Origin of the sequence: Streptomyces sp. NPDC048257, from assembly GCF_043201855.1 — a bacterium.
Taxonomy (GTDB): Bacteria; Actinomycetota; Actinomycetes; order Streptomycetales; family Streptomycetaceae; genus Streptomyces.
This window is the reverse complement of the sequence record NZ_JBICZI010000001.1, coordinates 803,514-827,272: the sequence shown is the minus strand read 5'-3', so window position 1 is coordinate 827,272 and position 23,759 is coordinate 803,514. Positions and strand designations below refer to the sequence as shown.

The following is a 23,759-nucleotide window of genomic DNA, read 5'->3' as shown; positions in this document are numbered from 1 at the left end:
AGGGGCGCCCTTTCATGGGGTGAGGCGGCGGTGGCAGATGAGGCTGCGGCTGCCACGACGCAGGCGGGGAAGTGTTCGGCCTTGCGCTCGTATCGGCGGTGTAGTCGGCGGCAGCCGGCGAGCCAGGACACGGTCCGTCGTACGACCCACCGGTGGCGGCCGAGCCGCCTGGAGGACTCCATGCCGCGGCGGGCGATGCGGTGGCGGATGCCGCGGTTGCGGAGCCACCGGCGCAGGTGGTCGCGCGCCGTAGCGGAAAGGCGGTAGGGCGCCCCGGGCACGTGCGACCCCAGGGCACCCTGCCGCACACCACACGTGAGGGGCCGTGCCCGGCGCGGCGAGATCCGCCTATGCTCCTTGGGGTTGTCGGCACGGTGAGACGAAGGGCACGGGGATGAGCGCAAGCGGGGGTGGCGGTGGGCCTTGGGATCCGTACGGAGCAGGACAACCCCCCGTTGCGGGCGGCCCGTCGGCCCCGGTACCGCCGGCCGCCGCGCGCCGGCTGACCTTCGGACGGCTCTTCAACCCCATCGCCGTGGGCCGCACGGTGTTCACGCCGTCCCGGCCGGACCGCGTGCACGATCCGGTGGTGAAGAGGGTGCAGATCCTGCGGACGGCCATCGGACTGGTCGCCATCACCTGGATGCTGCTGTCCTACGGACTGGCGGCGGATGCCGACGCCGTGGTCGACGACCGCTTCGGCCAGATCCGTACCGCCCTGATCGTGCTGGCGGTGACCTTCCCGGTCGCCGTCGCCGCCTTCATCGCGGCGGCCCGCCCGCCCCACCGGCGCCTGTTCCTGCGCCGCGCGGTCAAGCCGGCCGGGGCGCTGCTCGCGCTGGTCGTCACGCTCGCCGTGCCGCGCCTGATCACAGGGCTCGGCTATGTGGACGAGCACACGGACTGGACGGCGTCCGCAGGGCGGGTGGTGCTGCTGTTCGCCCTGGGCGCCTTCTTGTTGTGGCTCGCCCCCTTCGCCCTCTACGGCATCGGGCAATCGCTCGTCCACGTCTTCCGGACGGCGGACCTCCACGAGACGGTGCCACCGCTGCTCGCGACGCTCCTGGTATGGGAACTCGCCCTCTTCGACCTGTTCCGAGGTGCCTACGACGGCGTGTCCCCCGGGGTCCGGCTGGCCTTCCTGCTGGGAGCACCGCTGTCCGTCACCGCCGTGGCGCTGTGGGAGCTGCGGCGGCTGCGCACGCGCCACGGCATCACCCTGCGCGGAGCACTGCTGCGCTGAACCGTCGCGACCACCGCGCCGGCGGCGAAGTCCGTCGGGCCGGCGCACTGGGGCCACCGTGCACGCGGGCCGATGCCACCCGCGGCATGCCCGGCCAGCGCGTGACCACCGCCCGGACAGAAACGGCCCCCTCCCGATCGAGGCACTCGGCCCTCCGAAGGAGAACCACTTCTCGACCATTCGGCGCGGAGCCCTTGCGGGTGAGGCGTCTGGTCATGAGAGTGATGAGCGCCCAGGCCAGGTGGGCCTCTCCCGGCAGTACCGCCGGGCCGATCCACCGGACACCACAAGCCTCACGGTCCAGCCGCGCAGACCCCTGCCCAGAGATCTCGAACACTCACCCACGCCTGCGGCGTTGAAGATGAGCGAGGCCGGCCGGCCGACACCGGCCCGCCTGACCGAGGACGGCTCCTGGCGAGCAGCCCTCCCTCGGAACACATCCGCCGCCGCGCCCGGCCCGGCAGGTGAGGCCCCGGCCGAGCCGGCCGTCCCGGCCCATCGACACCAGGCCGCTCCCGGTAAGGGGCGGCACGCCGGCGGGGGCGGTGGTGCTTGCCCGCTCGTGGAGGCCGGGAGCCGGCGCGGGCCGCAAGCAGGTCCTGGACCGCAACTGGAAGGCGCGCGTACGGAAACCGAAGCCCGGCACGCACGACCTCACCACGCGCGCCACCTTCCACGGTCAAGGCCGAAGGGCCCTGCACCCTGCCCCTGATGCCGACCGGGCCCGGAAGGTGGCCGGCCGGGCGGCGGCCCCGCTGACACGGGGCCGGTCCGGCAGCGGTCCGGGCTCAGATGGGCCGGACCTGCTGGGCCTGGGGACCCTTTGGGCCCTGGCCGGTGGTGAACTCCACCCTCTGGTTCTCCTCCAACGACCGGAAGCCGGCCGCATCGATCTCAGAGAAATGCACGAACACGTCCGGAGTACCGTCATCCGGCGCAATGAAACCGAACCCCTTCTCCGCGTTGAACCACTTCACTGTCCCCTGAGCCATGACACGCCTTCCACATCAAGGAACCAGCACACGAACCCGCGGCCGGCAGCACACCGATACTCCCCTCTCCCCCTCACCACCCAAACAGCGCCCAGGAGTGAACCCGATGTCCTCGCCCCACAGAGCGGCACGGGACCGGGGACGAGCCGCGATCGCACCCGGCCCCAGGCGGGCAGCGGAGAGTGAGGCACCGAGCCGGACGGAGAGACCGCCTCCCCGAACGTGATGGCCGGATCGAACCAAGGTGTTCACCTGGCGGCCGACGGCCAGGCCCGCCTCCCTGGCCCTCACCCTCACCGCAGGCCAGGCGGTGACGCACCTGCCTTCGAGACGGTGACGGCCCTCATCCGTGTGCCCGCACCCGTCCGGGCAGCCCCGGGCCAAGCCCCCCCGCCCCGCTTCGACCGCCAGGCCTACAGGCAGCGGAACGCCGCCGAACGCTGCATCAACCGCCTCGAGCACAATGGCGCGGCCTGGCCATCCGAACCGACAAGAGACAGAAGCTAGGGGTGCTGTGGGCTTGGGCTCGGTTCCGTTTCCGTCTTCGGGGCCGCAGGAGGTGTGAGCATGGCGGTCGCGACGTGCGCGACCACAACCGAGACGATCACCAACGGCATGACGGTGAGCCCCTGTGCCCCGAGCAACAGGGTGGCGAGCAGGACCGAGATCAGCGGAAGTCTGAGCATCGCGGTACTCATCGCTCCGACGCCCATGGCGAAGCCCGCGACGAGGGACAGCCCGGGGACGTGGGAGAGCAGGATGCCGCCCGCCGCGCCCACGAACATCGCGGGGAAGACGGGACCTCCCCGGAAGCTGCTGAGCGAAGCGCAGTACGCCAGGCCCTTGCACAACACCAGCAGCAGCAGTGCTCCGATCGAATACGCGGTGCTCTGTGTGAGGAGTGGCCCCAGCGCCGACTGGCCCGAATACAACACGTCGGTCGCCGGCTTGCCGGTGCTCTGCGCATAGCCGATCGCCAGCCCCGCCACGACCAGGCCCATGACCACCGTGGCCGGCACCCGCCGACGTTCGACCTGACTCTTCAGGCGAACGGAGAGCCATCGGATGCCCACGCCCACGAAGGCGGCCGACAGCCCGACGACCACCGCCCAGCCGAATTCCGCCGCCGTCGGTGTCACGGCCTCGGGCAGGTCGCGTAGGGCCAGCGAGTAGGTGCCCAGCCCGGTCCAGGACCCCAGGCCGATGAAGATCAGCGCGCCGATGCCCGCGGCGAGCAGGCCGGGCACCAGTACCAGGGCCAGCATGGCCCCACCCAGCCCCGAAGCCTCCATCAGGAGGAAGGCGCCGAGCAGGGGTGATCCCAGCAGAGAGCTGATCGCCGCGAAACTTCCGGCCGCGCCCATCATCGCGATCACCTGCTCCGGGGCGTCACGTTTGACGAGGCGCACGGCGCCTGCGGCCAGTCCGCCACCGAGAGCGATGAGAGGCGCTTCCGGTCCGAGGACCGCACCGAAAGCCAGAGTCGCCAACGCGGCGAACAGGATGCCGGGAAGCTCGATGGGTGTGGGCGTGCCGGCGGCCTTGAACCCGCCCGACGGTTCGTGGCCTCCGCGCCCCGGCAGGTACTGCACCGTAAGCCCCACGAGCAGTCCCCCGACGGCGAGCAGGGGCAGCGGCCACCACGGCGGCGTGCCGCGGAATCCCAGCGCCCTGGGCAGATCGGTGTAGAGCATCGGCTGAAGTACGTCGACCAGCGCCAGGAAGCCGAACGCCACCGCGGACACCGGTACGCCGACCACCGCGGCCATCACCAGGAGCACCACATAGCCGCGGCTGCGGAGGATGGTGAGCGGATCCGGCGGTGACGCGTCCGTGGGCCCTGCCTTGGGGACCGGCATGCGCCTTGCCTCCTCGCGACCCGGACCGGATACGTGGTTTCACCGACGGCCCTCAGCGAACCCGGACCGCCCCCGTCACTCGCTCCGGGCGGCGTCTTCCCACCCTGGCAGACCTGCCTCACGGCAGCATTCCGCGGCCGTCCATGCGGGTAGCGCGGAGCCCGCCGGCCCGGCCCCGACGACCGCCGCCAGCACCGAGGCGGCCCCGCCCTGTAACAGCTGCCACCCACCCCGGCCGCCCTCCGCCTCGCTAAGGGCTGTCCCGTAATCCCCGGCGGGCGCACGACGACAGCTACGGCACCTCGCTGCGTTGTCGGAACGCCCGAATACGCACAGTATGAGGACGCCCCTCCGCCTTGCGATGCACCGCATCTGACGCCGTGCGCTGATCCACCGGGGATTACGGGACAGCCCTTAGGCAGGGGACAGCGATCCGTTACCGGAGTCGGCGTCCTGTGCGTCCTGTGCGCGGTGCTCGATGAGGCGGTGGAAGCCCGCCGGCGCGTACCGCTCTCCGGTGGAGGAGCCCGGGCCGGGGATGCCGGCCGATGGCCATGCCCCGCAGACCCACGCACTCCGCGTGCCGGTGCAGGTCCAGGAGGTGGAGCGGACCGGCGGAGTTCATGGACCTCGCGCCGTGCAGGTCGACCATGAGGTCTCGCGCGTCGACGACGATGTCGTCCAGCGCCTGCCGGAGCACCGGCCCCGCCTGCTCGTCGAGTTCCCCGCCCCTACTGACCAGGACCGAGCTGCCGCAGCGCCGGACGTCCGTGCTGATCATCCGGCTCCTTCCCCGAAGGCACCAAGCACCAAGGCCCGCGGGGCCACCATCCTGGCCCGCCGCTCACCGGCGGCGGTACGAGGCGCTGATGCCCGGCCTCGGCCGGTGGTGCGGGGCCGGGCAGGGGGTGCACCGGAGGGTGGCTGAACCGTTGGCTGGGCGGTTGCTTTCAGCGGGGGACCGACCGTGTGACCGGAGGTATGGACCCTCACGCATCGGACATGGTCTGTTGTTGCACGTCAGACCCGGTGGGCAAGCCTCCCGGCGAGGAGGACACGCGACGCGGACCTCACGATCGCCGCGATCCGCCTCGTGGCGGACCGGGCCGCCTCGGTCCAGCCGAGAGCGGCCGTGACTCCGTGATGAGCCTCAGGGGGCGAAGCGAGGCACCGGCCCACAGACCGCCGGCCCCCGCTCGGCTCCGCCCGGTTCAGGCCTGGGTCGGGTCCCCGGGGATCGGGTGCACTTCGACCGGGTCGTTGCCGGGCTTCCCGCCTGCCCCGGGGCACGCGGATGCCCGTGCGGCGATCTCCAGGGCCCGGTCCTCGCTCTTGACGTCGACCACCCAGTACCCGGCCAGGATGGGGCCCGCCTGGGCCGGCCCGTCGGTCACCTGAGGCCGCCCGTCGCTTCCAGCCCGCACCGTCTTGACCAGGGAAGGGCCGCCGAGGCCCTGCCCCTCCACCCACTCCCCGGCAGCGGTGAGGTCTTCGTTGAGGGCGTTCATGTGGGCGAACATGGCCTCCATGTCTTCCTTGGAGTACCCCGACATGATGGCGTCCCACTGATCGGCAGGCACGTTCATCTGGATCATGTACTTCATTTTCCTCACCCTTCCAGGGCGGCTGATGGGTTTCTCGGGCTTGCAGAGAGTGAGACAGCCGGACGCCGCAGAACTCATCGGTGTCCCCGGCACCAGATTGCCGCGGACCGGCATGTGCCGCTGCCGGACCAGGCCGCGGCGAGGCTGGGCGTACGCAGGACGGACATGACGACCACGTAGTGCGACGCGGTTCCCTCTCCCCGGTCGCCACGGCGGAGGTGGACTGGGGAAGGCGAACGGGTGTGTGGTCCTGAGGGGCCGAGGACGTCGCCCTGCTCCCGGTGGTGCCCCCTGCGCTGGACTGGCGGGCGGTCCGCCGGACCGGCTCGCATCGGCGATCGGCACGGGCATCGGTGGCATACGGACGCTGTTGAAGGAAGACGACGCACTGGAGGCGGCCGGGACTCGGCGCGTCTCGCCACGCACGGTCCCGATGCTCATGCCCAATGCAGCGGCGGTGCTGATCAGCATCGAGTACGGCGCACGGGCCGGTGTCTACACGCCCGTCTCGGCGTGTTCTTCCGGTGCCGAGGCGATCGCCCTGGGGGCCAGGCTCATCCGCGCCGGCGAAGCGGACGTGGTCATCGCGGGCGGGACCGAGGCCGCGATCACCCCGATCACCGTCGCCGGCTTCGCCCAGGCACAAGCACTGTCGCGGCACACCGCCGAACCCGCGTCAGCGTCACGGCCGTTCGCCGCGGACCGCAGCGGATTCGTCCTCAGTGAAGGCGCGGCCGTCGTGGTGCTCGAAAGCGCCGAGCATGCCAACGCCCGGAGCGCGCGCGTCCACGCAGTGCTCGCGGGAGCCGGCATCGCCGCCGACGCTCACCACATCACCGCACCCGCTCCCGACGGCTCCGGTCAGATCTCCGCGATGCGGAAGGCCCTCGCGCAAGCCGGCCTGGCTCCCGAGCAGATCAGCCACATCAACGCCCACGCCACCGGAACTCCGGTCGGCGACGTCGCCGAGGCGCATGCGATCGGGGAGGTCTTCGGCCGCGCCACCGTGACAGCCCCCAAGGCGGCGCTCGGCCATCTCTTTGGCGCAGCCGGCGCGATCGAAGCGCTCATCGCCGTCCTCAGCGTGGAACACGGCGTCATCCCGCCGACCCGCAACCTCACCGAGGCCGGCGTCGGTCCCGACATCGACCTCGATGTCGTGGCAGAGCGACGAGACGTCCTCCAGGAGGCCGTGCTCAGCAACTCCTTCGGCTTCGGTGGGCAGAACGTCTCACTCGTCTTCACCGGCGCACGGCACCACGCGTCCCGTACAGCAGCATCGACTACACCATGATCCACGCGAACGCACCGTTGTCCGTGGAGGGGCGCCGCCGGTTGCCCAGCGGCCCGCCCGGCACCGGATTGCACCGGGGCCGGGCGGGCGTGGGCGTTCGGTCGGCGAGCGGTGGGTCAGGGACCGACGGTGATCTGCTGCGCCGGGTCGGTGGTGTCGGTCACCTTGTAGACCGCGTTGAAGGTGGACGTGGTCGCGCTCGTCGGGCAGCCGAACCCGCCGGTGACCGTGACCGGTACGGAGGCGTTCGTGAAGGTCAGGGTCGACGGGGCCCCGTTGGTCCAGGTGCCGCCGACGTTCGCGGGGGCGGTGGGGGCGGCGGTGACCGTACAGGAGGCGAGCCCGCTCGTCTGGACCACCAGACCGCCGACCGGCAGACCCATGGTGGCGGTGACCGGGGCGCCGTTCTGCATCGACACCGACCAGGCGCCGCTGGTGGTGACCGTGGGGGTGACTCCCCACATGCTCGAGGTGCAGGAGCTGTACGTGGGCGCCGAGATCGGCGAGGACACGGGCCCGGCGGGGTTGCTGTTGCCGGGGGCTCCCGGCACGCTGCCGGTGGCGACGGAGACCGTACAGGTCACGGTGACCGAACCGGCCTTGAAGGTGGCCTTCCCGCTGAGGGTGGCTTGGAAGGCGTGCCCGGCCGGGGTGACGGTGGTCGACCCGGCCAGGGGTAAGGGTGCGGCGGATGCGGTGACCGAGGCGAGCGCGATGGCTCCGGCAGCGGCCGTCCCTAGGGCGAGCGCGGTGCGCGTACGGCTCATGGCTGTGCTCCTTGGGGATCGTGGTGCGGGGTGGGGGGAGGGGGCGCGGCCGTGGCGGACTCCGCGTTCCCGCCGCGCTGGGCGGCGTACGGCTGCCAGGCGAACATCAGGCCGCCGCCGAGAATGCCGAGCAGGGTGCCGATCAGGAACCCGCCGAGGTTCGACAGGACCAGTGCGGCGGTGGCGATCAGGGTGGTGAGGACACCCGCGAGGGAGCGCTGAGGGGGAGAGAACCAGGCGGTGAGCCCGAGGACGATCATCACGATGCCCATCAGGACGGACGGGATTCCCGCCACCCCCTGCTGGAGCATGATCTTCAGCGGTGCCAGCGGCAGGACGCAGATCCACGACCCGGCCAGGATCGCGAACAGCCCGCCCCAGAAGGGTCTGCTGCGCCGCCACCGCCGCCACCGCCGGGACCCGGACCATCGGGGACGGCGGCTCAGAAGCATTCCTTCTTGCCCTTGCTGATGTTCATGCTGAGCCCGGAGAGCTTGAAGGTGCCGGCGTTCGTCGCCCACGCCGTCTGCTGGAGATCGGTGATGCGGACCGTGTCGGCCTGCTGGGCGAAGAGGTCCTGCATCCCCTGGGCCTCGGCCGGACCCTTGTCGAGGGTGGAGGCGTCCCGCCCGATCTCGATGTTGCTGAAGACGGCGTCGCCCGAGAGCTGGGTCGCGTCGACGAAGAGGTTGCTGGCCTCCACCGGGGTCTTGCGGCCGGCGGTGAGGTTGAGCGAGATGTCCCCGATCACCGGGAGCGAGGTGACCACGGACTGGCAGAGGCTGTGGAGCTTGGCCTCCCTGATGGCGGTGACGGCCACCGGGATGAGCTCCTCGCGGGCGTTGACGTCCACGCTGCCGTACTGGGCGAAGCCCTCGCCCTCCAGGCTGCTCGCCGACACCTTGAACTGCTGTCCCGACACGGCGAACGAGGCGGCCAGCGCGCCTTGCGCGAGGGCGATGCCGAGGCCTGCGGTCACGGCGACGGCGGGGAGGGTCAGGACGGCGAACCGGCGCCAGCGGACGCGGCCGGAGTCACCGTCGGAAGGGTCGGATAAATGGGGGGAACCGGTCATGAGGTCGTCCCTTATTTCGGCTGTGCACCGTTGTTACCGACGAGTTGAATGTAAGAGTGCCAATGAAGGTTGGCAAGGTTGTGCGAGCGCACCCTTTGAGCCGACTCCTACTGCTCCGTACGCAGCATTTCGGCGACCTCCGCGTCCACCCGCCGGGCCATCGCCCGCGCGAACTCCGAGGTCACCACCTCGCCGGCCACCGGCCGCAGGGCCGCCACCGCCGCCGTGATGTGCCGAAGCTGCGTGGCTGAAAGCCGTTCCAGGCCCTCCAGGCCGTCCCCACCCGCCGCGTCGACCACATAGCGCCGGAACAGTCCCACGAACCGGTCCGCGACCGCCGCGGCCTGCGCCTGTACGAACTCCCCGGCATCCAGGATCTCCGTGAGCGGCACGCCCTGCCGCACCAGCGTCAGCGTCGCCTCGAGCAGTCGGCGGTTCGGGTACGTGACCAGGTCCCCGTCGACCGTCACGTAGCCGAGCTCGGCGGCCCGCCGGGTGTCAGCGGCGGTCGCCGTCGGGCCGAACAGCTCCCGCAGCTCGCGCCGGGTCATCGTCACCGGCTCCTCCTGCACCCAGTCCCGGGTCATCTCCCGTTCCAGGCCCAGTAGTTGGGGCAGACCGCCGCCTTCCTCCCACGCGTGCAGCAGCTCGGCGATGCCGTTGACCGTGTAGCCGCGGCCCAGCAGATCGCTGATCAGGCGCAGCCGGGTCAGGTGATCGTCGGAGTACCAGGCGATCCGGCCCTCCCGGCGCGGCGGCGGCAGCAGCCCGCGCTCCTGGTAGTAGCGCAGGTTGCGCACCTTGACGCCGGCCGCCCGGGCCACGTCCTCCCGACGGTAGCGCCCGCCACCGCTTCTGCCGGCGCTGCCTTCACCGCTGCCGTCACTGCTTCCGTCACTGCTTCCGTCCCCCACCTGGCTGCTCACGCGCCAGAGTGTAGGACGTACCGGCAGGTCACATGGGCCGCGGACGATCCTGCTTGACCGCGCGCAGGACCACGAACTTCGGCTCGCTCGCGACGACTTCGCTGTTGCCGAAGAGCCGGCGCAGGTGGGTGTGGTAGCCCATGTGCCGGTTGGCGACGATCCACAACTCGCCGCCCGGCCGCAGCACCTTGCGCGACTGCGCGAACATCCGCAGGGCGGTCGCGTCGGTCGTGGCCTGGTGGGAGTGGAAGGGCGGGTTGCTCAGCACCAGGTCCACGGAGGCGGGGGAGAGCATCGCGACGCCGTCGCCGACGTGGAACTCGGCGGTCCGCCGGCCCTCGCGGACGTTCGCCCGGTAGGTGGCCCGCGCCGAGGCGACCGCCTGGTAGGACTCGTCGGTGAACACGACCTCGGCATCCGGGTCGTGGACCTGGACGGCCGTGCCGACGACGCCGTTCCCGCAGCCCAGGTCCACGACCCGGGCGCCGTCGGTGTTGGTCGGCAGGTTCTGCAGGAAGAAACGGGTGCCGACGTCGAGCCGGTCGGCGCAGAAGATCCCGGCGTGGTTGACGACGGACAGGCCGGAGGCCGAGCCGGCGTCCTCGTCCACCGTGTACGTCAGGGGCCACGGCCCGGCGGACGTCGGGCGGGTCGCCCCGGGGGTGCCCGGCGTACAGAAGATCAGCCGGGCCTTCTTCTCCGCGAGCGAGGTCTTCGTAGGGCCGAGGATCTTCTCGAAGAGGCGCAGCGTGGAGGTGTGGATCTCCTTGACCATGCCGGTGCCGACCACGACGGTGCCCGCGTGCACGTGCGGGGCCAGCCGGTACAGCTGGTCCTCGAGCAGCGCCAGGCTCTTGGGTACGCGTACCAGCAGGACGTCGATCCGCTCGGGCGGCGGGTCCTGGGTGGTCAGCAGGGTCACCGTCGACTTGGACGTCCCGATACCGGCCCGGTCCAGGTTCCCGGCGGTCGCGGCGCGGGTCAGGGCCGAGTCGGTGATCTGCGTGGGGCGGTAGCCGGCGAGCGCCGTCGTCAGCGTCCCCCAGCGGTCCCCGAGCACGGTGATCCGGCCGGCGGCCGCGGCCAGGTCCACCGGACCGCGCTCGCCGGTACCGGACTCGAGGTGGCGCAGCAGGTACTCGTCGGCGGCGTCCCACGCACGGAGCCGGTCGCGCGGGTCCTCGGGGAAGCGGGTGAGCTCGTACGAGCCGAAGGGTGTGGTCAGGCGGTTCATATGGGCCCCAGGCTATCCGAGCCGGAGGCCCGACCCCGCATGCGCGGGGCCGGGCGGCGCGCTACTCGGGGAACTCGCCCGCCATGGCGGCCGCCATCCGCAGGTGGGGGCGGGCCTCGGCGGCCCGGCCGAGGCGCTCCAGGGTGCGACCGAGCATCAGCTGGGCGTAGTCCTCCACCGGCCAGCGCTCCAGGATGGCGCGGAGCTCGTGCTCGGCGCGGGAGAGCTGGGCGGAGTGGTAGCAGGCGCGGGCCAGGAGCAGCCGCAGGGCCAGCTGCTCGGGGGCCTCGCCCGCCAGCGATTCCAGGATGCGGGCGGCCGTCGCGTACTCCTTCGCGTCGAAGAAGAGTCGGGCGCGCGCCCAGCGCTCGGCTGCCGTCCCGTGCTCGAAGTACGTCGTCGGCGCGTTCATCGCGTCCCTTCCGCCGTTCAGGGGGTCTGTCCGCTGCCTCCAACACGCCCTGGCCGTGGAACATTCCGCTCTCCGGCGCCACCGCCCCGGCGCTAGGTTGTCCACATGAGCAATCTCGATCGCCAGCCCGCTCTCTCCACCTGCGGCGGCCGCGGGTTCGTCGTGGCCGAACCGGTGCGCGAGCTCCTCAGCCCGCGCACGGTCAAGCTCGGGGAGTCCTCCGAGGTCCGCCGGCTCCTGCCGAACCTGGGCCGCCGCATGGTGGGCGCCTGGTGCTTCGTGGACCACTACGGTCCGGACGACATCGCCGACGAGCCCGGCATGCAGGTCGCACCGCATCCGCACTCCGGGCTCCAGACGGTGAGCTGGCTGCACGAGGGCGAGGTGCTGCACCGCGACAGCGTGGGCAGCCTGGAGACGATCCGGCCGCGCGAACTGGGCCTGATGACCTCCGGCCGCGGCATCAGCCACTCGGAGGAGAGCCCGCGTCCGCACGCCCGCTTCCTGCACGGCGCCCAGCTGTGGGTGGCCCTGCCGGACGCCCACCGCAACGTGGAACCGCACTTCCAGCACCACGCCGACCTCCCGCGGGTGACGGCCCCGGGCCTGACGGCGACGGTCATCCTGGGCACCCTGGACACGGCGGCTTCGCCGGGCACGGCGTACACCCCGATCGTGGGCGCGGACCTGACCCTCGCGTCGGGCACCGAGACCCGCCTCCCGCTGGACCCGGACTTCGAGTACGCGGTCCTGTCGATGTCGGGCGAGGCCCACGTCGACGACGTCCCGGTCCTCCCGGGCTCGATGCTCTACCTCGGCTGCGGCCGCACGGACCTCCCCCTGCGGGCGACGTCGGACGCGAGCCTGATGCTCCTGGGCGGCGAGCCGTTCGAGGAGGAGATCGTGATGTTCTGGAACTGGATCGGCCGCAGCCAGGCGGACATCGAGGAGTTCCGCGAAGCCTGGATGACAGGCACCCACTACGGCGAGGTCAAAGGCTACGGCGGCCCCCCGATCCCTGCCCCTGAACTCCCCGCGACCCGCTTGAAGCCCAGGGGAAGGGTGCGCTGAACTGTGGTTGTGTCATGAGGGGAGTCGGGTGCCGGAGGTCGTGCACTCGTTCGGGCGTGCCTGGGGTGGCGATGCGGGCGACCCCGAACGTCGCGACGACCGTCATCGGGAAGATCGCGGCGTTCGTGCCGATCATCGTGCCGACCACCCCGCGCGTGACCGGGGCGAGGGCGACGATCGCGATGATGAACGGCACGGGCCGGATGATGTTGATGAGCAGGCCCGGGACCGTGTGGACGATCCGGTTCGGCAGGACACCGCCCTTGCGCGTGGCGGAGAGGGCGAGTCCCACCGCCAGTCCACTGACGGTCGACAGCGCCAGGGTGATCAGCACCATGTAGACGGTCTCGCCCGTGGCGTCGAGGACCTTGGGCCAGAACGTGCTCCAGTCCGCCTTCACCGGACACCCGCCTCCGTGCGGTCGGGGACGCCCAGCCCGGCGACGACGGCCTCGACCGCGCCGGCCTCGCCGCGCAGTTCCAGCGTCACACTGCCCAGGGGGCGTCCGCGTACCTCGGCGACGCCGCCGTGGACGAAGGTGAAGTCGACGCCGTGGACGCGCAGGAGCTCCGAGAGGCCGTCCAGGGCGGGGTTGCCGTCGACGACGGGCAGGGTGACCAGGCGGCCGGGGTGGCGGGTGCCAAACTGTTCCAGGAGTCCGGCGTCCGGCTCGCCGTGCTGTGCGGAGCGGACGAAGGCGGCAGTGGTCGCGTGGCGGGGCCGCGCGAAGACCTCGTAGACTTCGCCGCTCTCGACCACCTTGCCGTCCTCCATGACCGCGACGCGGTCGCACAGGGTACGGACGACCTCCATCTCGTGGGTGATGAGGAGGATGGTGACGCCCAGCTCGCGGTTGACGCGGCGCAGCAGGGCCAGTACCTCGCCGGTGGTATGCGGGTCGAGGGCGGAGGTCGCCTCGTCGCACAGCAGGACCTTCGGGCGGGTGGCGAGCGCGCGGGCGATGCCGACGCGCTGGCGCTGGCCGCCCGAGAGCTGTTCGGGGTAGCGCTTCCCGTGGCCGGCGAGACCTACGAAGTCCAGCGTCTCCTCGGCGCGGGCCCGGGCCGCGGTGCGGTCCATCCCGGCGAGGCGCAGCGGGTAGAGCACGTTGCCCAGGACAGTGCGCGAGCGGAAGAGGTTGAACTGCCCACGAACTCCTCGTCCCCGTGGCGCACTTCCACGGCGTCGGTGTCCGGCGAGCTCCGCGGCAGGCAGCGGAACGTCACCACCGACTCCTGGTGGTACTGCGTGCGGATGACGTCGGCGACGTGGCGCAGCCCCTCGGGGCCGACGCCGACGAGGACCCGCCAGTACTGCTGCCTCGTGCTCCAACTCCCGTGCCAGGCAGCCGTGATGGATGCCGGTGTCGGACGGAGGTCCACGTCACCTCGGGCAAGGAGAGCCCGATCGGTCCCACATGGGTCAGGAAGATCGTGAACGTTCACGTGGTCGCCCAGAAGCGCCCGCCGGTACCGGACCGGGACCGCCGCGCGGGCGGTCCCGGCCGGGCAGGTAGCAGCAGGAGGTCGAGCGCCGCGTCGGCTACCGCCAGATGACGGCGCGCCAGCGGACCGGCCAGCTCCTCGAACTGCCCACGTCGCCCGCGACGCTCCCGGTCGCGTTGATCGCGACCGGCTGGGTCGTGTCGACACCGGGGGGAAGGGGAAGGGCGGTGACCCGCCCCAGTGGGTCCCATGTCACGGCACGCTCGTCGGAGGTGCCGACGCCGGTCCCCGCGTCGTTGATCCCGTTGACGAAGGCCCGGCCCGTGCCGGGCAGCACGTCGAGTTCGGTGGTGTCGTTTCCGTCCCACCTCACGGCGTGGTCCTTGACGTTCCCGACGACGACGTCGGCGTTGTTGACGCTCACGGACCGCGCGCCGATCCCCTGCGACGGCAGGGCCTTCAACTTCTTCCCGCGCGGGGCACGGACGGCCTTCCACTCCCCGGCCCCGTCGGTCGCCCGGCCGATCACCGTGCCGCGGTCGTTGATCGCGGCCGGCTCGCTGTACGCGCCCCCGAGCGAGCCGAGATCGTGGACACGGCCCGCAGTGTCCCAGCGTACGGCCCGGGTCTTCTCGCCCGGCACGAACACGTGGCCGGCGATCTCTCCGCGCTTGTTGATCCCGGTGGCCACGCCCCCCTCCGCCTTCGGGGGCAGGCGCAGTACGGTCGCCCGGCCGTCCGGGCCCCAGCGCACCGGGTGCGTGCGACCGGCCGTCGACAGACGCCCCACGGCGACTTGGGAGTCGTTGATGTCCTGGGCTTCGCCGTCGACGTAGCCCGGTGGTTCCGCGAGCCGGGTGAGAGCACCTGACGCGTCCCATCGGGCGGCATGCCGCACGCCGTCCGGTGTGGCGGTGAAGCCGGCCACGGTGCCGTCCTCGACGATCTTGACCGCCTGCCCGCCCGAACCTCCGGAGACGGCCTGCAGACGGGTGAGGGAGCCGTCGGCGCCCCACCGCACGAGGTAACCGTCTTCGTTCTCGTCCAGCGAGAGCCCCACGACGTCCCCGGCGTCGTTCATTGCCTGGGCCGAACTACTGGAATGGCCTGCCAGGAGCGGCAGTTCGTACATCGAGACGGTGACGCCGGAGGGCGCGGAAGGCGCCACCATCACGGATAACATCGCGGAAACCACCACGGGTATCAAGAAGATCTCCCCTGTCTTCTCGGACTGATACGGCGCCGGACGCACCCGCTCACCCCTGTTGATCCCCCGGGCGGCGAGAACGGCACGACGCCCGAGCCCTCCCCCGACTGCGACGCGAAGAAACGTGCCCGAAGGACTCGGCGCGCGGCGAGGCCGGGCCGGGGACGGGACGATCCGCGGCGGGCCGCTTGGCGGCCGTTCTCCTTCAAACTCGTCGCCGAGGACGACCAGGCGCCCCGTGGTCGGCGCCTCCGACTCCCCGGTGTCCGCGGCGATGCAGTCCAGCATTCACGACGCCCACATGGTCCGGATATCCGGCGCCGACACCAACCCGTAGCCGACCCGGGGCCCCGGCTACAAGACCGCGCACATCCCGTCGCCGCCACGCACCGGACCTCCACCGCTGGGCCCTGGTCACGGCGTCACGGCGACGCGGGCCGGGTTCAGGTCGAGACGGGAGTACGGGACAGCGCGGTGTGCATCGCGAAGGCACCGAGCAGGCCGCCCGCCGTGAATCGCTGGGCAGTCATGGCACGAGGCCGGGCGGTCAGGAATCCCGACACCCGCGCTGCGCCCAACATGATCAGAGCGTTCACCGAGATCCCCACGATGATCTGCACCCCACCGAGCTGGAGCAGTTGTCCCCAGGCCGGACCTGCCTGGGGGTCCAGGAACTGGGGCAGTAGGGCGGCATACATAAGAGCGATCTTGGGGTTGAGCAGGTTCGTCAGCAGCCCCATCGAGAACAGGCGGGCGTCAGAGACCGGAGTCAGATCCTGGGCCGGGGCGAAGGGCGAGCTCCCGCCGGGCTTGAGCATGTCCCAAGCGAGGTAGGCCAAGTAGGCGGCTCCGGCAAGTTTGACCGCCATGAACGCCACCGGCACGGCAGCGAACAACGCCGACAGGCCCGCAGCCGCGGCCAGCAGATAGCACACGAATCCCACGGCGGTTCCACTGAGGCTGACCAGGCCCGCCCTGCGGCCTTGGGTGATCGCGCGAGAGGCGAGGTGAATCATGTTCGGTCCCGGAGTCAGGGCCATGCCCAGTTCGACCAGGGCCACTCCTGCGACTGCGGTCAGAGCGATCACCGGTCAACCTCCTGGTCGTTCGTCGGGCACATGATGCGAACCGGTCACCGACTTGCAACGGACGGCTACGTCGCATCAGCAGCGCCAGTCTTGCCGTCAGCAGACTACGGCCCTGCCGCTCGCTGTCTTCATGCACCCCCGGCCCCCACCCCGGCCCGCCGACGACAGCCCGTGACCGTCTGAAATGCGCGGCAAGGGCGCGCGGCTGCCCTTGGAAGCGCGTTGGGGGCGTGCGGACATGCGTGCGCGCCCTGCGTTCGGCTACCGCCGGCTCTTGGAGAAACCGTAGGCGGCGTCCGCGGTCAACCCACCCGAACGGAATCTTCTCCGCGATCGCCCCGCGGACCATGGCCTTGGCGATGACCACTGTCGTCCCGAAGGGCGTCCATGTGCTCGTCGATGCCCGCGGATATGCGGCCGCGTTCGCCGATCCAGGCGAGGAAGACACCGACCCGGCAGTCCGCCGCCCGGCGGTGCCTGAGTCCTCGGTAGCCATCGGAGGCCGGGGCGCCAGAGCCGGTCCTGGTAGGCGGCCTCGGCCACGACGGTGACGCCGGCCTGGAGGAGCGCGCCGAGGGTGTCGAAGAAGACGTGCATGGCCGGGATGTCGAGGGGGTCGTCGCCGCCGGGCTGGTGGGTCCCGGTGCTCGTGACCATGCCCTGTTTGATCTCGTCGCGGATGATCGCGGGGCGTCCGAGTTCGCGGGCGAGGCTGTGGGCGAGGGCGGTCCTTCCGGTGGCGGGTGGACCGCTGGCCCCCTCGAGGGGTCGGCAGCCCCGGGGCAGTGATGTCACACCCATCATGACAGGTCAAAGGGCGTTTTCGTAGGATGAACGGCACAGGTTGCCGGCCTTGTTCAGCCCTCTGCGGGGAACCCAGAATCTCCGTTATGAATCACTCGGGGAAAGTCGATCAGGACGACATCGTGCGGGCACGGAATGTGCTGCTCGCGTCGGGACGCCGCACTCCGCGCGAGGAAGTCGACGCCTACCGGGTGCTCGCCCAGGTCAGCCCCGCCTCGTACCTGCCGCTCCTGGCCAGGGCGCTGCAACGTCTGACTTACGACACCGGCTCCGGCAAGAAGCATCCATCCTGTCTCGCGCTGTGCGAGGAGGCGGTGGCGGTGGCCCGGTCCATCGATCCGGCCGAAACTGCCCGTGCAGATGTTCTGTACGGGGCACTCGACACGTGCCAAAGAGAGCTGTACACCCTGGGTCGCCGCGCCGAAGGGCTCGCCATGCGCGCCGAGATGCTCGCCATCGGCCGTGCGCAGGCCGAACAGTCCGGAGCCCCCGTGGCCAGAGGGCTCCGTGACTGGGCTGCCGGTCTCTCCGAGGAAGGCCGGTATGCCGAGGCTGCCGATGCCATGACCGAATATGCCGCGGCGATCCTGCCCCACGGGCCCGGCAGCGGGTCTCTCGCCTGGTCCCTCCTGGAGTGGATCGCCGCTCTCCACGACGCCGGCCGGTCCGGCGAAGCACTCGCCGCGTTCGAGACACTCGTCAGCATGGAGGCGGCCGAAGCCGCGAACGACCACGGCTCGATGGCCTGCCATCTCTACTCGCTCATCGGGTACGCGCACATGCTCGACTCTTACGGCCGAAAGGAGCAGGCCGCCCTCGTACGGCAAGAGGCGCTCGCTTTGCTGACGGAGCTGGCCGATACCGGTGAGCGGCCGTCCTGGAGTGGCTATCAGGCGTCGTTCTGGGCGGTGCTGCTGACCTTCTTCGGCGCCGAAGGCGATCGGCCCGAGTCCGGTATACCGCGTCCGCCTTCGGGGGCGGCCCCCGTACAGTGGTCGCCCGATGCCAAGCGGCGCTACTTCGACAGCCGCCATGCCCTCCGTGAAGAGGTGGACACCCTCGCTCCGCGAGCCACTGAGGATCCGGGCCAGCACCTGGCCGAACTGGTCCGCCTGCAGCGGGTCCTCACCGTCCGCTCCGCCGTCTACTGGGAGAACCGCACCCAACTGTTCGCGGAGCGAGTGCGTTCCCTGTTCGACGACGGAGTGGGCCTGGCCCGTCGGCTGTCTCAGCACGACCCGGTAGACGGAACGCGAACACTGGCCGGGATCCTGATCGAACGATCGACCTTCCACACCACCGCCCGCGAGTTCGGGCCCGCCCTCGATGACTTCCGCCAAGCCCTGAGCTACCTGGGGGAGGGGCCAACTGACCCGAGCGGGGCCGATGTCCGCCCCCGGACTCGTACACACGAGCAGCTCGCTGGAAGGCGATGAATCCGGGCTACTGGCTCAGTCCTTGAGCAGCTGGTCGCGCACCGGAATCCAGTCCAGGGCCGACCGGATGCCATCCTCCAGGGACAGGTTCGGCGTCCACCCCAGCAGCTCGGCCGCCCGGTCGCTCTTGGTGTAGCCACCGGCCACGTCGCCGGGCCGCGGGTCGGCGTCGATGGTCTGAAGGGGCCTGCTGACGACGTTGTTGAAGGCGTCGCACAGCTCCCGGACAGTGGTGCCGGAGCCGGTGCCCAGGTTGATGGCGATCGAGCGCTTCTTGTCCGTGAGGATGGAGTCGAAGCGCTCGATCGCGGCGATGTGTGCCGCGGCGAGGTCCCAGACGTGCACGTAGTCCCGGATGCCCGTGCCGTCGCGGGTCGGGTAGTTCGTTCCCGTGATCGGGAACGGGCGGCGCTCCTGGTGTGCCTGGATGAGCACCCCCAGCGCGTGGCTGGGCCGCTTGAGCTGGAGACCGGTGCGCAGCTCGGGATCGGCGCCGACGGGGTTGAAGTACCGCAGCGAGAGCACGCGGGGCCCGGCGACGGCGATGTCGGCGACCATCTGCTCGCAGTGCGCCTTGGTCCGCGCGTAGGGACTCTGTGGGGCCAGTGGCGAATCCTCGTTGACGGGGGAGCCGTCCTCGGCCCGGTAGATGGAAGCCGAGGAACTGAAGACGATCCGGTCGCAGCCGTTGCGGTGCAAGTGGTTGACGAAGGCCAGGCTCTTGGCCACGTTCGCGTCGTAGTAGCCGATCGGGTCGGCGACGGACTCCGGTACGACGATCAGCGCCGCGCAGTGGACCACGGCGGAGATGTCCGGATGCTCCGAGAAGATGCGGTCGACCAGTGCGCCGTCCGCGATGTCGCCCTCGTAGAAGGTGCGGCCCTTGGTGAACTCGCGGCGGCCCCGGACGAGGTTGTCGAGGATCACGGGGGTGATCCCGGCATCCAGGCAGGCCGAGGCGACGGTGCTGCCGATGTAGCCGGCTCCTCCGGCGATGAGGACGGTTGTCACATGGACCTCTTCCTGGTCGATTCAGCCCAGTGGGCAACCGGCACCCAGGCTAACCTCGCTGTTTCGCTTGGGGTGACGAGGTGTCGCTGTGGGGTCGATCGAGGCGGCACCGGGCGGTGGGCGTCGGGGATCTGCGCGAGGGCCTGGTCGAGCACGGTGATGTGATCGGCGGCGGTGTTGGCTCCGGCGTTGCCGGGCCGCAGCAGCCCGGACATCGCCTCGCCGGTGTTGGCCAGGGAACACAGCAACGGGTGGAACCCGAAGCCGCCTCTGTAGGTGGGTGCGGCCTGGTATTCCTCGGAGTGGCAGGTGATCAGGGTCGCGTCGAGGTACAGGACCAGGCCGGGTAGTTCGCGTCCGCCGGCCTTCACTGCGGGTATCGCGGTGCGGGTCTCGGCGGCCTGCGACCAGGCTACCTCCCGGGCTGCGGCGCGGGCCGACCGCAGGCGGTCCAGTACGCGTTCGTCGACGGCGGCCGTCAGCCGCCAAGCCGTCGGGGTGGAGACCACCGGGCCGAACACCTCGCGCTGGTCCCGCAGAACGGCCGGATCCGCGATCGCCTCGCCGCCGTCGGCGAGCATCACTGCGAGATCGGTGGCGATCCGGCCTGGGTCATGGCCGGTGCCGCGCGGCCGAAGCGGCCGGAGCACGGTGGAATACGCCACCGTCAGCCCGGTCGCTTCGGCGAGGTCCGCCAGCAAACGTGCTCCGGCGTGCCCGACCCCCCCCCGCCCCGTCAGTGGACACCACAAGCCGGGACCGCGAACCGATGTCCTTCACGCAGAAAGTGCCTTGCTCTGGCGACGACAGAACCCCTGGACAAGGTCCATCGTCCCAGCTCGGGAAGGCACTTTTGCGTTTCTACCCGACCCTCAGCCGCACCCCGACCGAAACGGCGAGGCTAGGTACTGCGCTACCGATAGCAGCCGGTCACGTTCAGCACCGGCACGGCTGCGTGGATACACGACGTCAGCAACTCTCCGTACGATTGAACCTGCCGAAGGAGACGGACGGGTCGAACCTCAGGGTGGTCCCTGAGGCGATCGTTTTGCAGGAAGAGTCGTGTGCCCAATCCCAGATCACGCGAACGTTGACGGGACCGATGCAGCGGTTGTTGACGTCGACGTACTGGCGGCCTCCGTCCTTCCAGCCGGTCGTCTCGACCGTGCAAGGAGTGCCTGCGGCCGCTGGAGTCGCGGTGATCGCGACGCCGCCCGTCGCGAGCGCCAGCGCGGCCAGGGCTGTGCCCAACTTCTTACCCAACACGTTGGATTCCTCTCCGAGAGCCGGATCGGCCCCCGTGGCCGGCCTGGCAGGTCGATCATGCGAGTTCCCGGTTGCTGAACGGAACCTCTCACCTCATAGGTTGACCAGCGGTCCGGACCCTGCACGCAGAAAGTGCCCTTCCGCTTGGACCGGCAGAACCCCTCGACAAGGTTCATCGTCCCAGCTCAGAAGAGACTTTCGCGTTCTGCACAGAACCCGCTGCCCACACCAGTGAAACGGCGAGGCCAAGGCCTGTCCCGTGATCCCGGGCGGGCGCGCGACACCGGTTACGGCACCTCGCCGCGTGGTCGGCAACATCCGGATACGCCCGGTATGAGGATGTGCCTCCGCCTTGCGATGCACCGCATCTGACGCCGCGCGCTGATCCACCCGGGCGGTGCCAACCCGGGCGGCACGGTCTGAGAGCCTTCCCTATACCGCCAGCTGTGTGAGCCCGCCGGGCGACTTCTCAGAGTGGAGGCGGGAGAAGTGTTCCGTGCCGATGATCCTGTTCCGGGTCGTTTCAGGGAGGCGGGACAGGAGTGCGGGGAGCGGGCGGTGCTTCGCGACCTCGCTGCGGTGCGCGAGGATTGCCCGCCACTTCCTGTCGAGCCACGGCCGGACGTCGACCGTCGCGGTGATCATCTCGTCCGGCACGCTCAGGACCGACTTGTCCACTCCGGCGAGCAAGGGCCCCAGGTCGTCGAGGGCGGAGTGAGGGTGGGTTGCGGTGTACAGAGCCGCGGGCTGCCAGGGTTCCCCGGCATCGGGATAGAGGTGCTCCAGCCCGGCGGCGGTGAACGCCAAGGTGGTGACGCGGTGGGTGTGGCGGTGGTCGGGATGGCCGGTGAGCTGGCCGTAGGCGTCGTGGGTGACCACGATCTCGGGCCGGAACTGCCTGAAGTGCCCTACGAGGTCCTCGATCACCTCGTCGAGCGGTGCGTCGCACAAGCGCGGGCGGCCGGGGGCGGAGCGGGGAATGCGGTGGTCGGCGTACCCCAGCATGCGCGGTTCGCCTGCGCCCAGGACCGATGTGGCGTCGACCAGTTCGGTGGCGCGGTGGCTGTCGGGGGCCCAGGTGGCGGTGACGACGGTCGTCCGGGCCCCGGAGTCGCCGTGTGCGGCGAGAACTCCGCCGGCGACGAGGGCTTCGTCGTCGGGGTGGGCTTGTAGCCGGGGTTGTGAACTGACCGTTGACCGTCTTGATGCTCTGGCACCGATGGAGCTGGTGCCTAGCACAGAGCCGTGCTCTTCACCGTTCAACGAGGTCTCGTCCTGCTGCTGATGTTCGTCACCTTCGAGGCGGATTCAAGGGCTGTCTGAAGTCGTTGGGTGCGGAGGGCAAGGTGCTGGGCTAGGCTCGTAGGCATGGGAATCGACTGGGAGAACATGCTCGGCACAAGCGGCAACGGCCTCAACGACGCCTACGACAGCGCAGTCTCCGCGGTCATCTACAGCGATGACCCGGGGGAGGACCGCCGGCCACTCCCAGTCGGCGAAGAGCACGACGACACCGACGGCCTGCGCTGACCTGAGCGCACACACGAAAACGCCCCGGTGAGCCGGGGCGTTTTCGTTAGGGGTGCTACCAGAGGGTGGGGCCGACGAATCTGGCAGTAAGGCGGTCTCAGAACGCTGTGCGGACATCGCTGCGGGGTCTCCCACGGGGGTCCGTTCGTCGTAGAGTCCGGCTCGGGCAGAGCGCCTCCAGGGGCGGGCGCGGCGAACGGCCATGGTGATGTCTTCGTCCTGCGAGTCGAGGTCGATGTCCGCGATCGCCAGGGCGGGATGTCCGTTCGCGGGGCAGCGCTCAGCCACCGGCCGCCGGGTGCCACGATCCCGGACGGCGCTGTAGCGCTGAACTGTGCCGGGATGGAGTAGCCGAGCCAGTAGTTGTAGAGCGTTCCGTACGCCTGAGCGACACGGGCCCGGGGCGCGTCGTCGACCATCACCGACAGCAGGGCGCTTCTCTGGGGTGCGATTCCGTGTGGTGTGACGTGGTGTGAGAGGGCCTCGTTGATGCCCTGGGACTCGTTCTCAGGGTGTGTGGCTCTGTGGCGGGTTGTTGCATCAGCATTCGGATCACGGAGTTGCATATGCGGACCTTTCCTGTGGATCTGCGTCGAGCTGACCGCCGCTCTGGAGGAAGCTCGGGCGGACCTCGGCGCAGCACGAGCAGCAAACCGGGACCTGACCCGAGCCCTCAACCAACGCAACTGATTCGGCCTCAGGGACGCTTCGCCGGCCTGCCTCTGCTGTTGCGGGTCGGCTGCCAGATGAGTGGCTCCGGCCGATAGCCGGAGCCAACTCTCATACACCAGCTGCGAGTTCCCGATGGCTTCATCTCGCGGGGCGAAGGATGCCTTCGGGATCGGCGAGCGCCTCCTCGGCAAACTCCTCGAAATCCATATTCCCGATCGAGAGATTCGCGTGCACGTCATGCACAGCAGCCGGAGCAGTCCGGAACTCGCGGGCCGGCGGAGAGTCGATGAGCTCCTGGTAGTACATCGGATCGAGATCCTCGTCCTCATGGCGAAGGTTGAGGGCGAGAAGAGCGTGGTGGGCGGACTGCATCGTGGTGCTGTCGGCGACGAAGACCACGCTGAGCTCCTCGTCCGGCCTCAGCGCAGTAAGGACTGCTTCAGGCGTCGCCGCGGCCCAGGCCGGGTCGTCGACCAGGTGGACGTCGGCCTCATACTCGCCGCCGGACCCCCATGGCCGAGAAGCCTCCGCCACCATCGCCCGCCATGCCGCCTCGTCGTCGTAGTCGGTTCTGATGATCAGAGCAGCGAATTCATTGCGTCCGACGATCTCCGGCAACACGTGCTCGTCCCTCCTTCCCTCGACCCCTGTGGTCAGGGGCCTGACTGTTTCACGTGGCTCAGACACCGCCTGCGCCCACCCCCAAGGGCAGACGCGCCGCACCTGGTCCGAAGACAGTCCACCACCTCGGCCGGCCCATCACTCCGGCGAGGGATGGCGCAACACCTGTTGCACCGGATAGCGTCCTCAGCACTGCTGCTGA

At 70.3% G+C, this 23,759-nt stretch carries 22 protein-coding genes and 3 pseudogenes; 5 read left to right on the top strand and 20 right to left on the bottom strand.

The features are described 5' to 3' along the window. Positions 1–12: 12 nt before the first annotated feature. Positions 13–239: pseudogene (locus ACGFZK_RS03850) on the bottom strand (IS5/IS1182 family transposase); the annotation flags it as partial. Between the two features lie 350 nt (positions 240–589). Here ACGFZK_RS03850 and ACGFZK_RS03845 point away from each other — a divergent pair. Beyond that, positions 590–1,243: a hypothetical protein gene (locus ACGFZK_RS03845; RefSeq protein ID WP_393847202.1), complete on the top strand. Its 654-nt coding sequence runs from the start codon at positions 590–592 to the stop codon at positions 1,241–1,243. 788 nt (positions 1,244–2,031) lie between these two features. On the opposite strand, the gene ACGFZK_RS03840 is transcribed toward ACGFZK_RS03845, so the two are convergent. From ACGFZK_RS03840 to ACGFZK_RS03825, 4 genes are all read right to left on the bottom strand, one after another. Further along, complete coding sequence (locus tag ACGFZK_RS03840; protein WP_031157242.1) at positions 2,032–2,235, bottom strand: cold-shock protein; 204 nt, start codon at positions 2,233–2,235, stop codon at positions 2,032–2,034. 503 nt (positions 2,236–2,738) lie between these two features. Continuing rightward, on the bottom strand, positions 2,739–4,094 hold the full coding sequence (locus ACGFZK_RS03835) for a chloride channel protein (RefSeq protein WP_393847201.1): 1,356 nt from the start codon (positions 4,092–4,094) through the stop codon (positions 2,739–2,741). 436 nt (positions 4,095–4,530) lie between these two features. Continuing rightward, positions 4,531–4,875, bottom strand: a complete 345-nt coding sequence (locus tag ACGFZK_RS03830) for an STAS domain-containing protein (protein ID WP_393847200.1) — start codon at positions 4,873–4,875, stop codon at positions 4,531–4,533. A gap of 430 nt (positions 4,876–5,305) precedes the next feature. Then, positions 5,306–5,698 carry a YciI family protein gene (locus ACGFZK_RS03825; protein ID WP_393847199.1) on the bottom strand — a complete coding sequence of 131 codons (393 nt, stop codon included), beginning with the start codon at positions 5,696–5,698 and terminating at the stop codon, positions 5,306–5,308. A 313-nt stretch (positions 5,699–6,011) separates the two neighbouring features. Between ACGFZK_RS03825 and ACGFZK_RS03820 the strand changes: the two are divergent. Then, positions 6,012–6,992, top strand: a pseudogene (locus ACGFZK_RS03820) (beta-ketoacyl-[acyl-carrier-protein] synthase family protein); the annotation flags it as partial. Positions 6,993–7,108: 116 nt separating this feature from the next. Here the strand turns inward: ACGFZK_RS03820 and ACGFZK_RS03815 are convergent. From ACGFZK_RS03815 to ACGFZK_RS03790, 6 genes are all read right to left on the bottom strand, one after another. After that, on the bottom strand, positions 7,109–7,759 hold the full coding sequence (locus ACGFZK_RS03815; RefSeq protein ID WP_393847198.1) for a hypothetical protein: 651 nt from the start codon (positions 7,757–7,759) through the stop codon (positions 7,109–7,111). Continuing rightward, positions 7,756–8,211, bottom strand: coding sequence for a DUF6114 domain-containing protein (locus tag ACGFZK_RS03810; protein WP_393847197.1), 456 nt, complete (start codon positions 8,209–8,211; stop codon positions 7,756–7,758). Before ACGFZK_RS03810 ends, ACGFZK_RS03815 begins: the two co-directional genes overlap by 4 nt. After that, entirely contained in the window at positions 8,202–8,834 is a 633-nt protein-coding gene (locus tag ACGFZK_RS03805; RefSeq protein ID WP_393847196.1) for a DUF6230 family protein, read from the bottom strand. The genes ACGFZK_RS03810 and ACGFZK_RS03805 overlap by 10 nt, the downstream gene beginning before the upstream one ends. Positions 8,835–8,941: 107 nt before the next feature. Continuing rightward, complete coding sequence (locus ACGFZK_RS03800; protein ID WP_393847195.1) at positions 8,942–9,760, bottom strand: MerR family transcriptional regulator; 819 nt, start codon at positions 9,758–9,760, stop codon at positions 8,942–8,944. 28 nt (positions 9,761–9,788) lie between these two features. Next, positions 9,789–10,985, bottom strand: a complete 1,197-nt coding sequence (locus tag ACGFZK_RS03795; RefSeq protein WP_393847272.1) for a methyltransferase — start codon at positions 10,983–10,985, stop codon at positions 9,789–9,791. Between the two features lie 70 nt (positions 10,986–11,055). Next, positions 11,056–11,406 (bottom strand): tetratricopeptide repeat protein, encoded by a 351-nt coding sequence (locus tag ACGFZK_RS03790; RefSeq protein WP_393847194.1) that lies wholly within the window; start codon positions 11,404–11,406, stop codon positions 11,056–11,058. 105 nt (positions 11,407–11,511) lie between these two features. On the opposite strand from ACGFZK_RS03790, the gene ACGFZK_RS03785 reads away from it, so the two are divergent. Then, a complete protein-coding gene (locus tag ACGFZK_RS03785) occupies positions 11,512–12,477 on the top strand; it encodes a pirin family protein (protein WP_393847193.1) in 966 nt (321 codons plus the stop codon). On the opposite strand, the gene ACGFZK_RS03780 is transcribed toward ACGFZK_RS03785, so the two are convergent. The 4 genes from ACGFZK_RS03780 to ACGFZK_RS03765 all read right to left on the bottom strand — a co-directional run bounded on the left by ACGFZK_RS03780 (position 12,398) and on the right by ACGFZK_RS03765 (position 16,217). Further along, positions 12,398–12,877 carry a hypothetical protein gene (locus tag ACGFZK_RS03780; RefSeq protein WP_393847192.1) on the bottom strand — a complete coding sequence of 160 codons (480 nt, stop codon included), beginning with the start codon at positions 12,875–12,877 and terminating at the stop codon, positions 12,398–12,400. The two genes, ACGFZK_RS03785 and ACGFZK_RS03780, sit on opposite strands and share 80 nt — an antisense overlap. Next, on the bottom strand, positions 12,874–13,584 hold the full coding sequence (locus tag ACGFZK_RS03775) for a methionine ABC transporter ATP-binding protein (RefSeq protein ID WP_393847191.1): 711 nt from the start codon (positions 13,582–13,584) through the stop codon (positions 12,874–12,876). The genes ACGFZK_RS03780 and ACGFZK_RS03775 overlap by 4 nt, the downstream gene beginning before the upstream one ends. Positions 13,585–14,019: 435 nt before the next feature. Then, positions 14,020–15,093 carry a hypothetical protein gene (locus ACGFZK_RS03770; RefSeq protein ID WP_393847190.1) on the bottom strand — a complete coding sequence of 358 codons (1,074 nt, stop codon included), beginning with the start codon at positions 15,091–15,093 and terminating at the stop codon, positions 14,020–14,022. A 479-nt stretch (positions 15,094–15,572) separates the two neighbouring features. After that, the gene (locus tag ACGFZK_RS03765) at positions 15,573–16,217 is read right to left on the bottom strand and encodes a LysE family translocator (protein WP_393847189.1); all 645 of its coding nucleotides are present in this window, start codon (positions 16,215–16,217) and stop codon (positions 15,573–15,575) included. An 890-nt stretch (positions 16,218–17,107) separates the two neighbouring features. On the opposite strand from ACGFZK_RS03765, the gene ACGFZK_RS03760 reads away from it, so the two are divergent. After that, positions 17,108–18,457: a hypothetical protein gene (locus ACGFZK_RS03760; protein WP_393847188.1), complete on the top strand. Its 1,350-nt coding sequence runs from the start codon at positions 17,108–17,110 to the stop codon at positions 18,455–18,457. Positions 18,458–18,472: 15 nt separating this feature from the next. On the opposite strand, the gene galE is transcribed toward ACGFZK_RS03760, so the two are convergent. The 4 genes and pseudogenes from galE to ACGFZK_RS03740 all read right to left on the bottom strand — a co-directional run bounded on the left by galE (position 18,473) and on the right by ACGFZK_RS03740 (position 21,955). Continuing rightward, positions 18,473–19,468: a UDP-glucose 4-epimerase GalE gene (gene galE / locus ACGFZK_RS03755; RefSeq protein ID WP_393847187.1), complete on the bottom strand. Its 996-nt coding sequence runs from the start codon at positions 19,466–19,468 to the stop codon at positions 18,473–18,475. A gap of 101 nt (positions 19,469–19,569) precedes the next feature. Further along, a pseudogene (locus ACGFZK_RS03750) lies at positions 19,570–20,278 on the bottom strand (transposase); the annotation flags it as partial. A 159-nt stretch (positions 20,279–20,437) separates the two neighbouring features. Then, positions 20,438–20,734 (bottom strand): hypothetical protein, encoded by a 297-nt coding sequence (locus ACGFZK_RS03745; protein WP_393847186.1) that lies wholly within the window; start codon positions 20,732–20,734, stop codon positions 20,438–20,440. Positions 20,735–21,166: 432 nt separating this feature from the next. Further along, the gene (locus tag ACGFZK_RS03740) at positions 21,167–21,955 is read right to left on the bottom strand and encodes a PIG-L deacetylase family protein (protein ID WP_393847271.1); all 789 of its coding nucleotides are present in this window, start codon (positions 21,953–21,955) and stop codon (positions 21,167–21,169) included. A gap of 147 nt (positions 21,956–22,102) precedes the next feature. Here ACGFZK_RS03740 and ACGFZK_RS03735 point away from each other — a divergent pair, with 147 nt between their 5' ends. After that, complete coding sequence (locus tag ACGFZK_RS03735; protein ID WP_267720267.1) at positions 22,103–22,264, top strand: hypothetical protein; 162 nt, start codon at positions 22,103–22,105, stop codon at positions 22,262–22,264. A gap of 810 nt (positions 22,265–23,074) precedes the next feature. On the opposite strand, the gene ACGFZK_RS03730 is transcribed toward ACGFZK_RS03735, so the two are convergent. Then, positions 23,075–23,557: a DUF6924 domain-containing protein gene (locus ACGFZK_RS03730; protein ID WP_393847185.1), complete on the bottom strand. Its 483-nt coding sequence runs from the start codon at positions 23,555–23,557 to the stop codon at positions 23,075–23,077. Between the last annotated feature and the right edge of the window lie 202 nt (positions 23,558–23,759).

Coding starts and splice junctions, on each gene's coding strand:
- ACGFZK_RS03840 (WP_031157242.1), bottom strand. CDS start 2,235: ATGGCTCAGGGGACAGTGAAGTGGTTCAACGCGGAGAAGGGGTTCGGT.
- ACGFZK_RS03835 (WP_393847201.1), bottom strand. CDS start 4,094: ATGCCGGTCCCCAAGGCAGGGCCCACGGACGCGTCACCGCCGGATCCG.
- ACGFZK_RS03830 (WP_393847200.1), bottom strand. CDS start 4,875: ATGATCAGCACGGACGTCCGGCGCTGCGGCAGCTCGGTCCTGGTCAGT.
- ACGFZK_RS03825 (WP_393847199.1), bottom strand. CDS start 5,698: ATGAAGTACATGATCCAGATGAACGTGCCTGCCGATCAGTGGGACGCC.
- ACGFZK_RS03815 (WP_393847198.1), bottom strand. CDS start 7,759: ATGAGCCGTACGCGCACCGCGCTCGCCCTAGGGACGGCCGCTGCCGGA.
- ACGFZK_RS03810 (WP_393847197.1), bottom strand. CDS start 8,211: ATGCTTCTGAGCCGCCGTCCCCGATGGTCCGGGTCCCGGCGGTGGCGG.
- ACGFZK_RS03805 (WP_393847196.1), bottom strand. CDS start 8,834: ATGACCGGTTCCCCCCATTTATCCGACCCTTCCGACGGTGACTCCGGC.
- ACGFZK_RS03790 (WP_393847194.1), bottom strand. CDS start 11,406: ATGAACGCGCCGACGACGTACTTCGAGCACGGGACGGCAGCCGAGCGC.
- ACGFZK_RS03785 (WP_393847193.1), top strand. CDS start 11,512: ATGAGCAATCTCGATCGCCAGCCCGCTCTCTCCACCTGCGGCGGCCGC.
- ACGFZK_RS03770 (WP_393847190.1), bottom strand. CDS start 15,093: ATGGTGGCGCCTTCCGCGCCCTCCGGCGTCACCGTCTCGATGTACGAA.
- ACGFZK_RS03760 (WP_393847188.1), top strand. CDS start 17,108: ATGAATCACTCGGGGAAAGTCGATCAGGACGACATCGTGCGGGCACGG.
- ACGFZK_RS03735 (WP_267720267.1), top strand. CDS start 22,103: ATGGGAATCGACTGGGAGAACATGCTCGGCACAAGCGGCAACGGCCTC.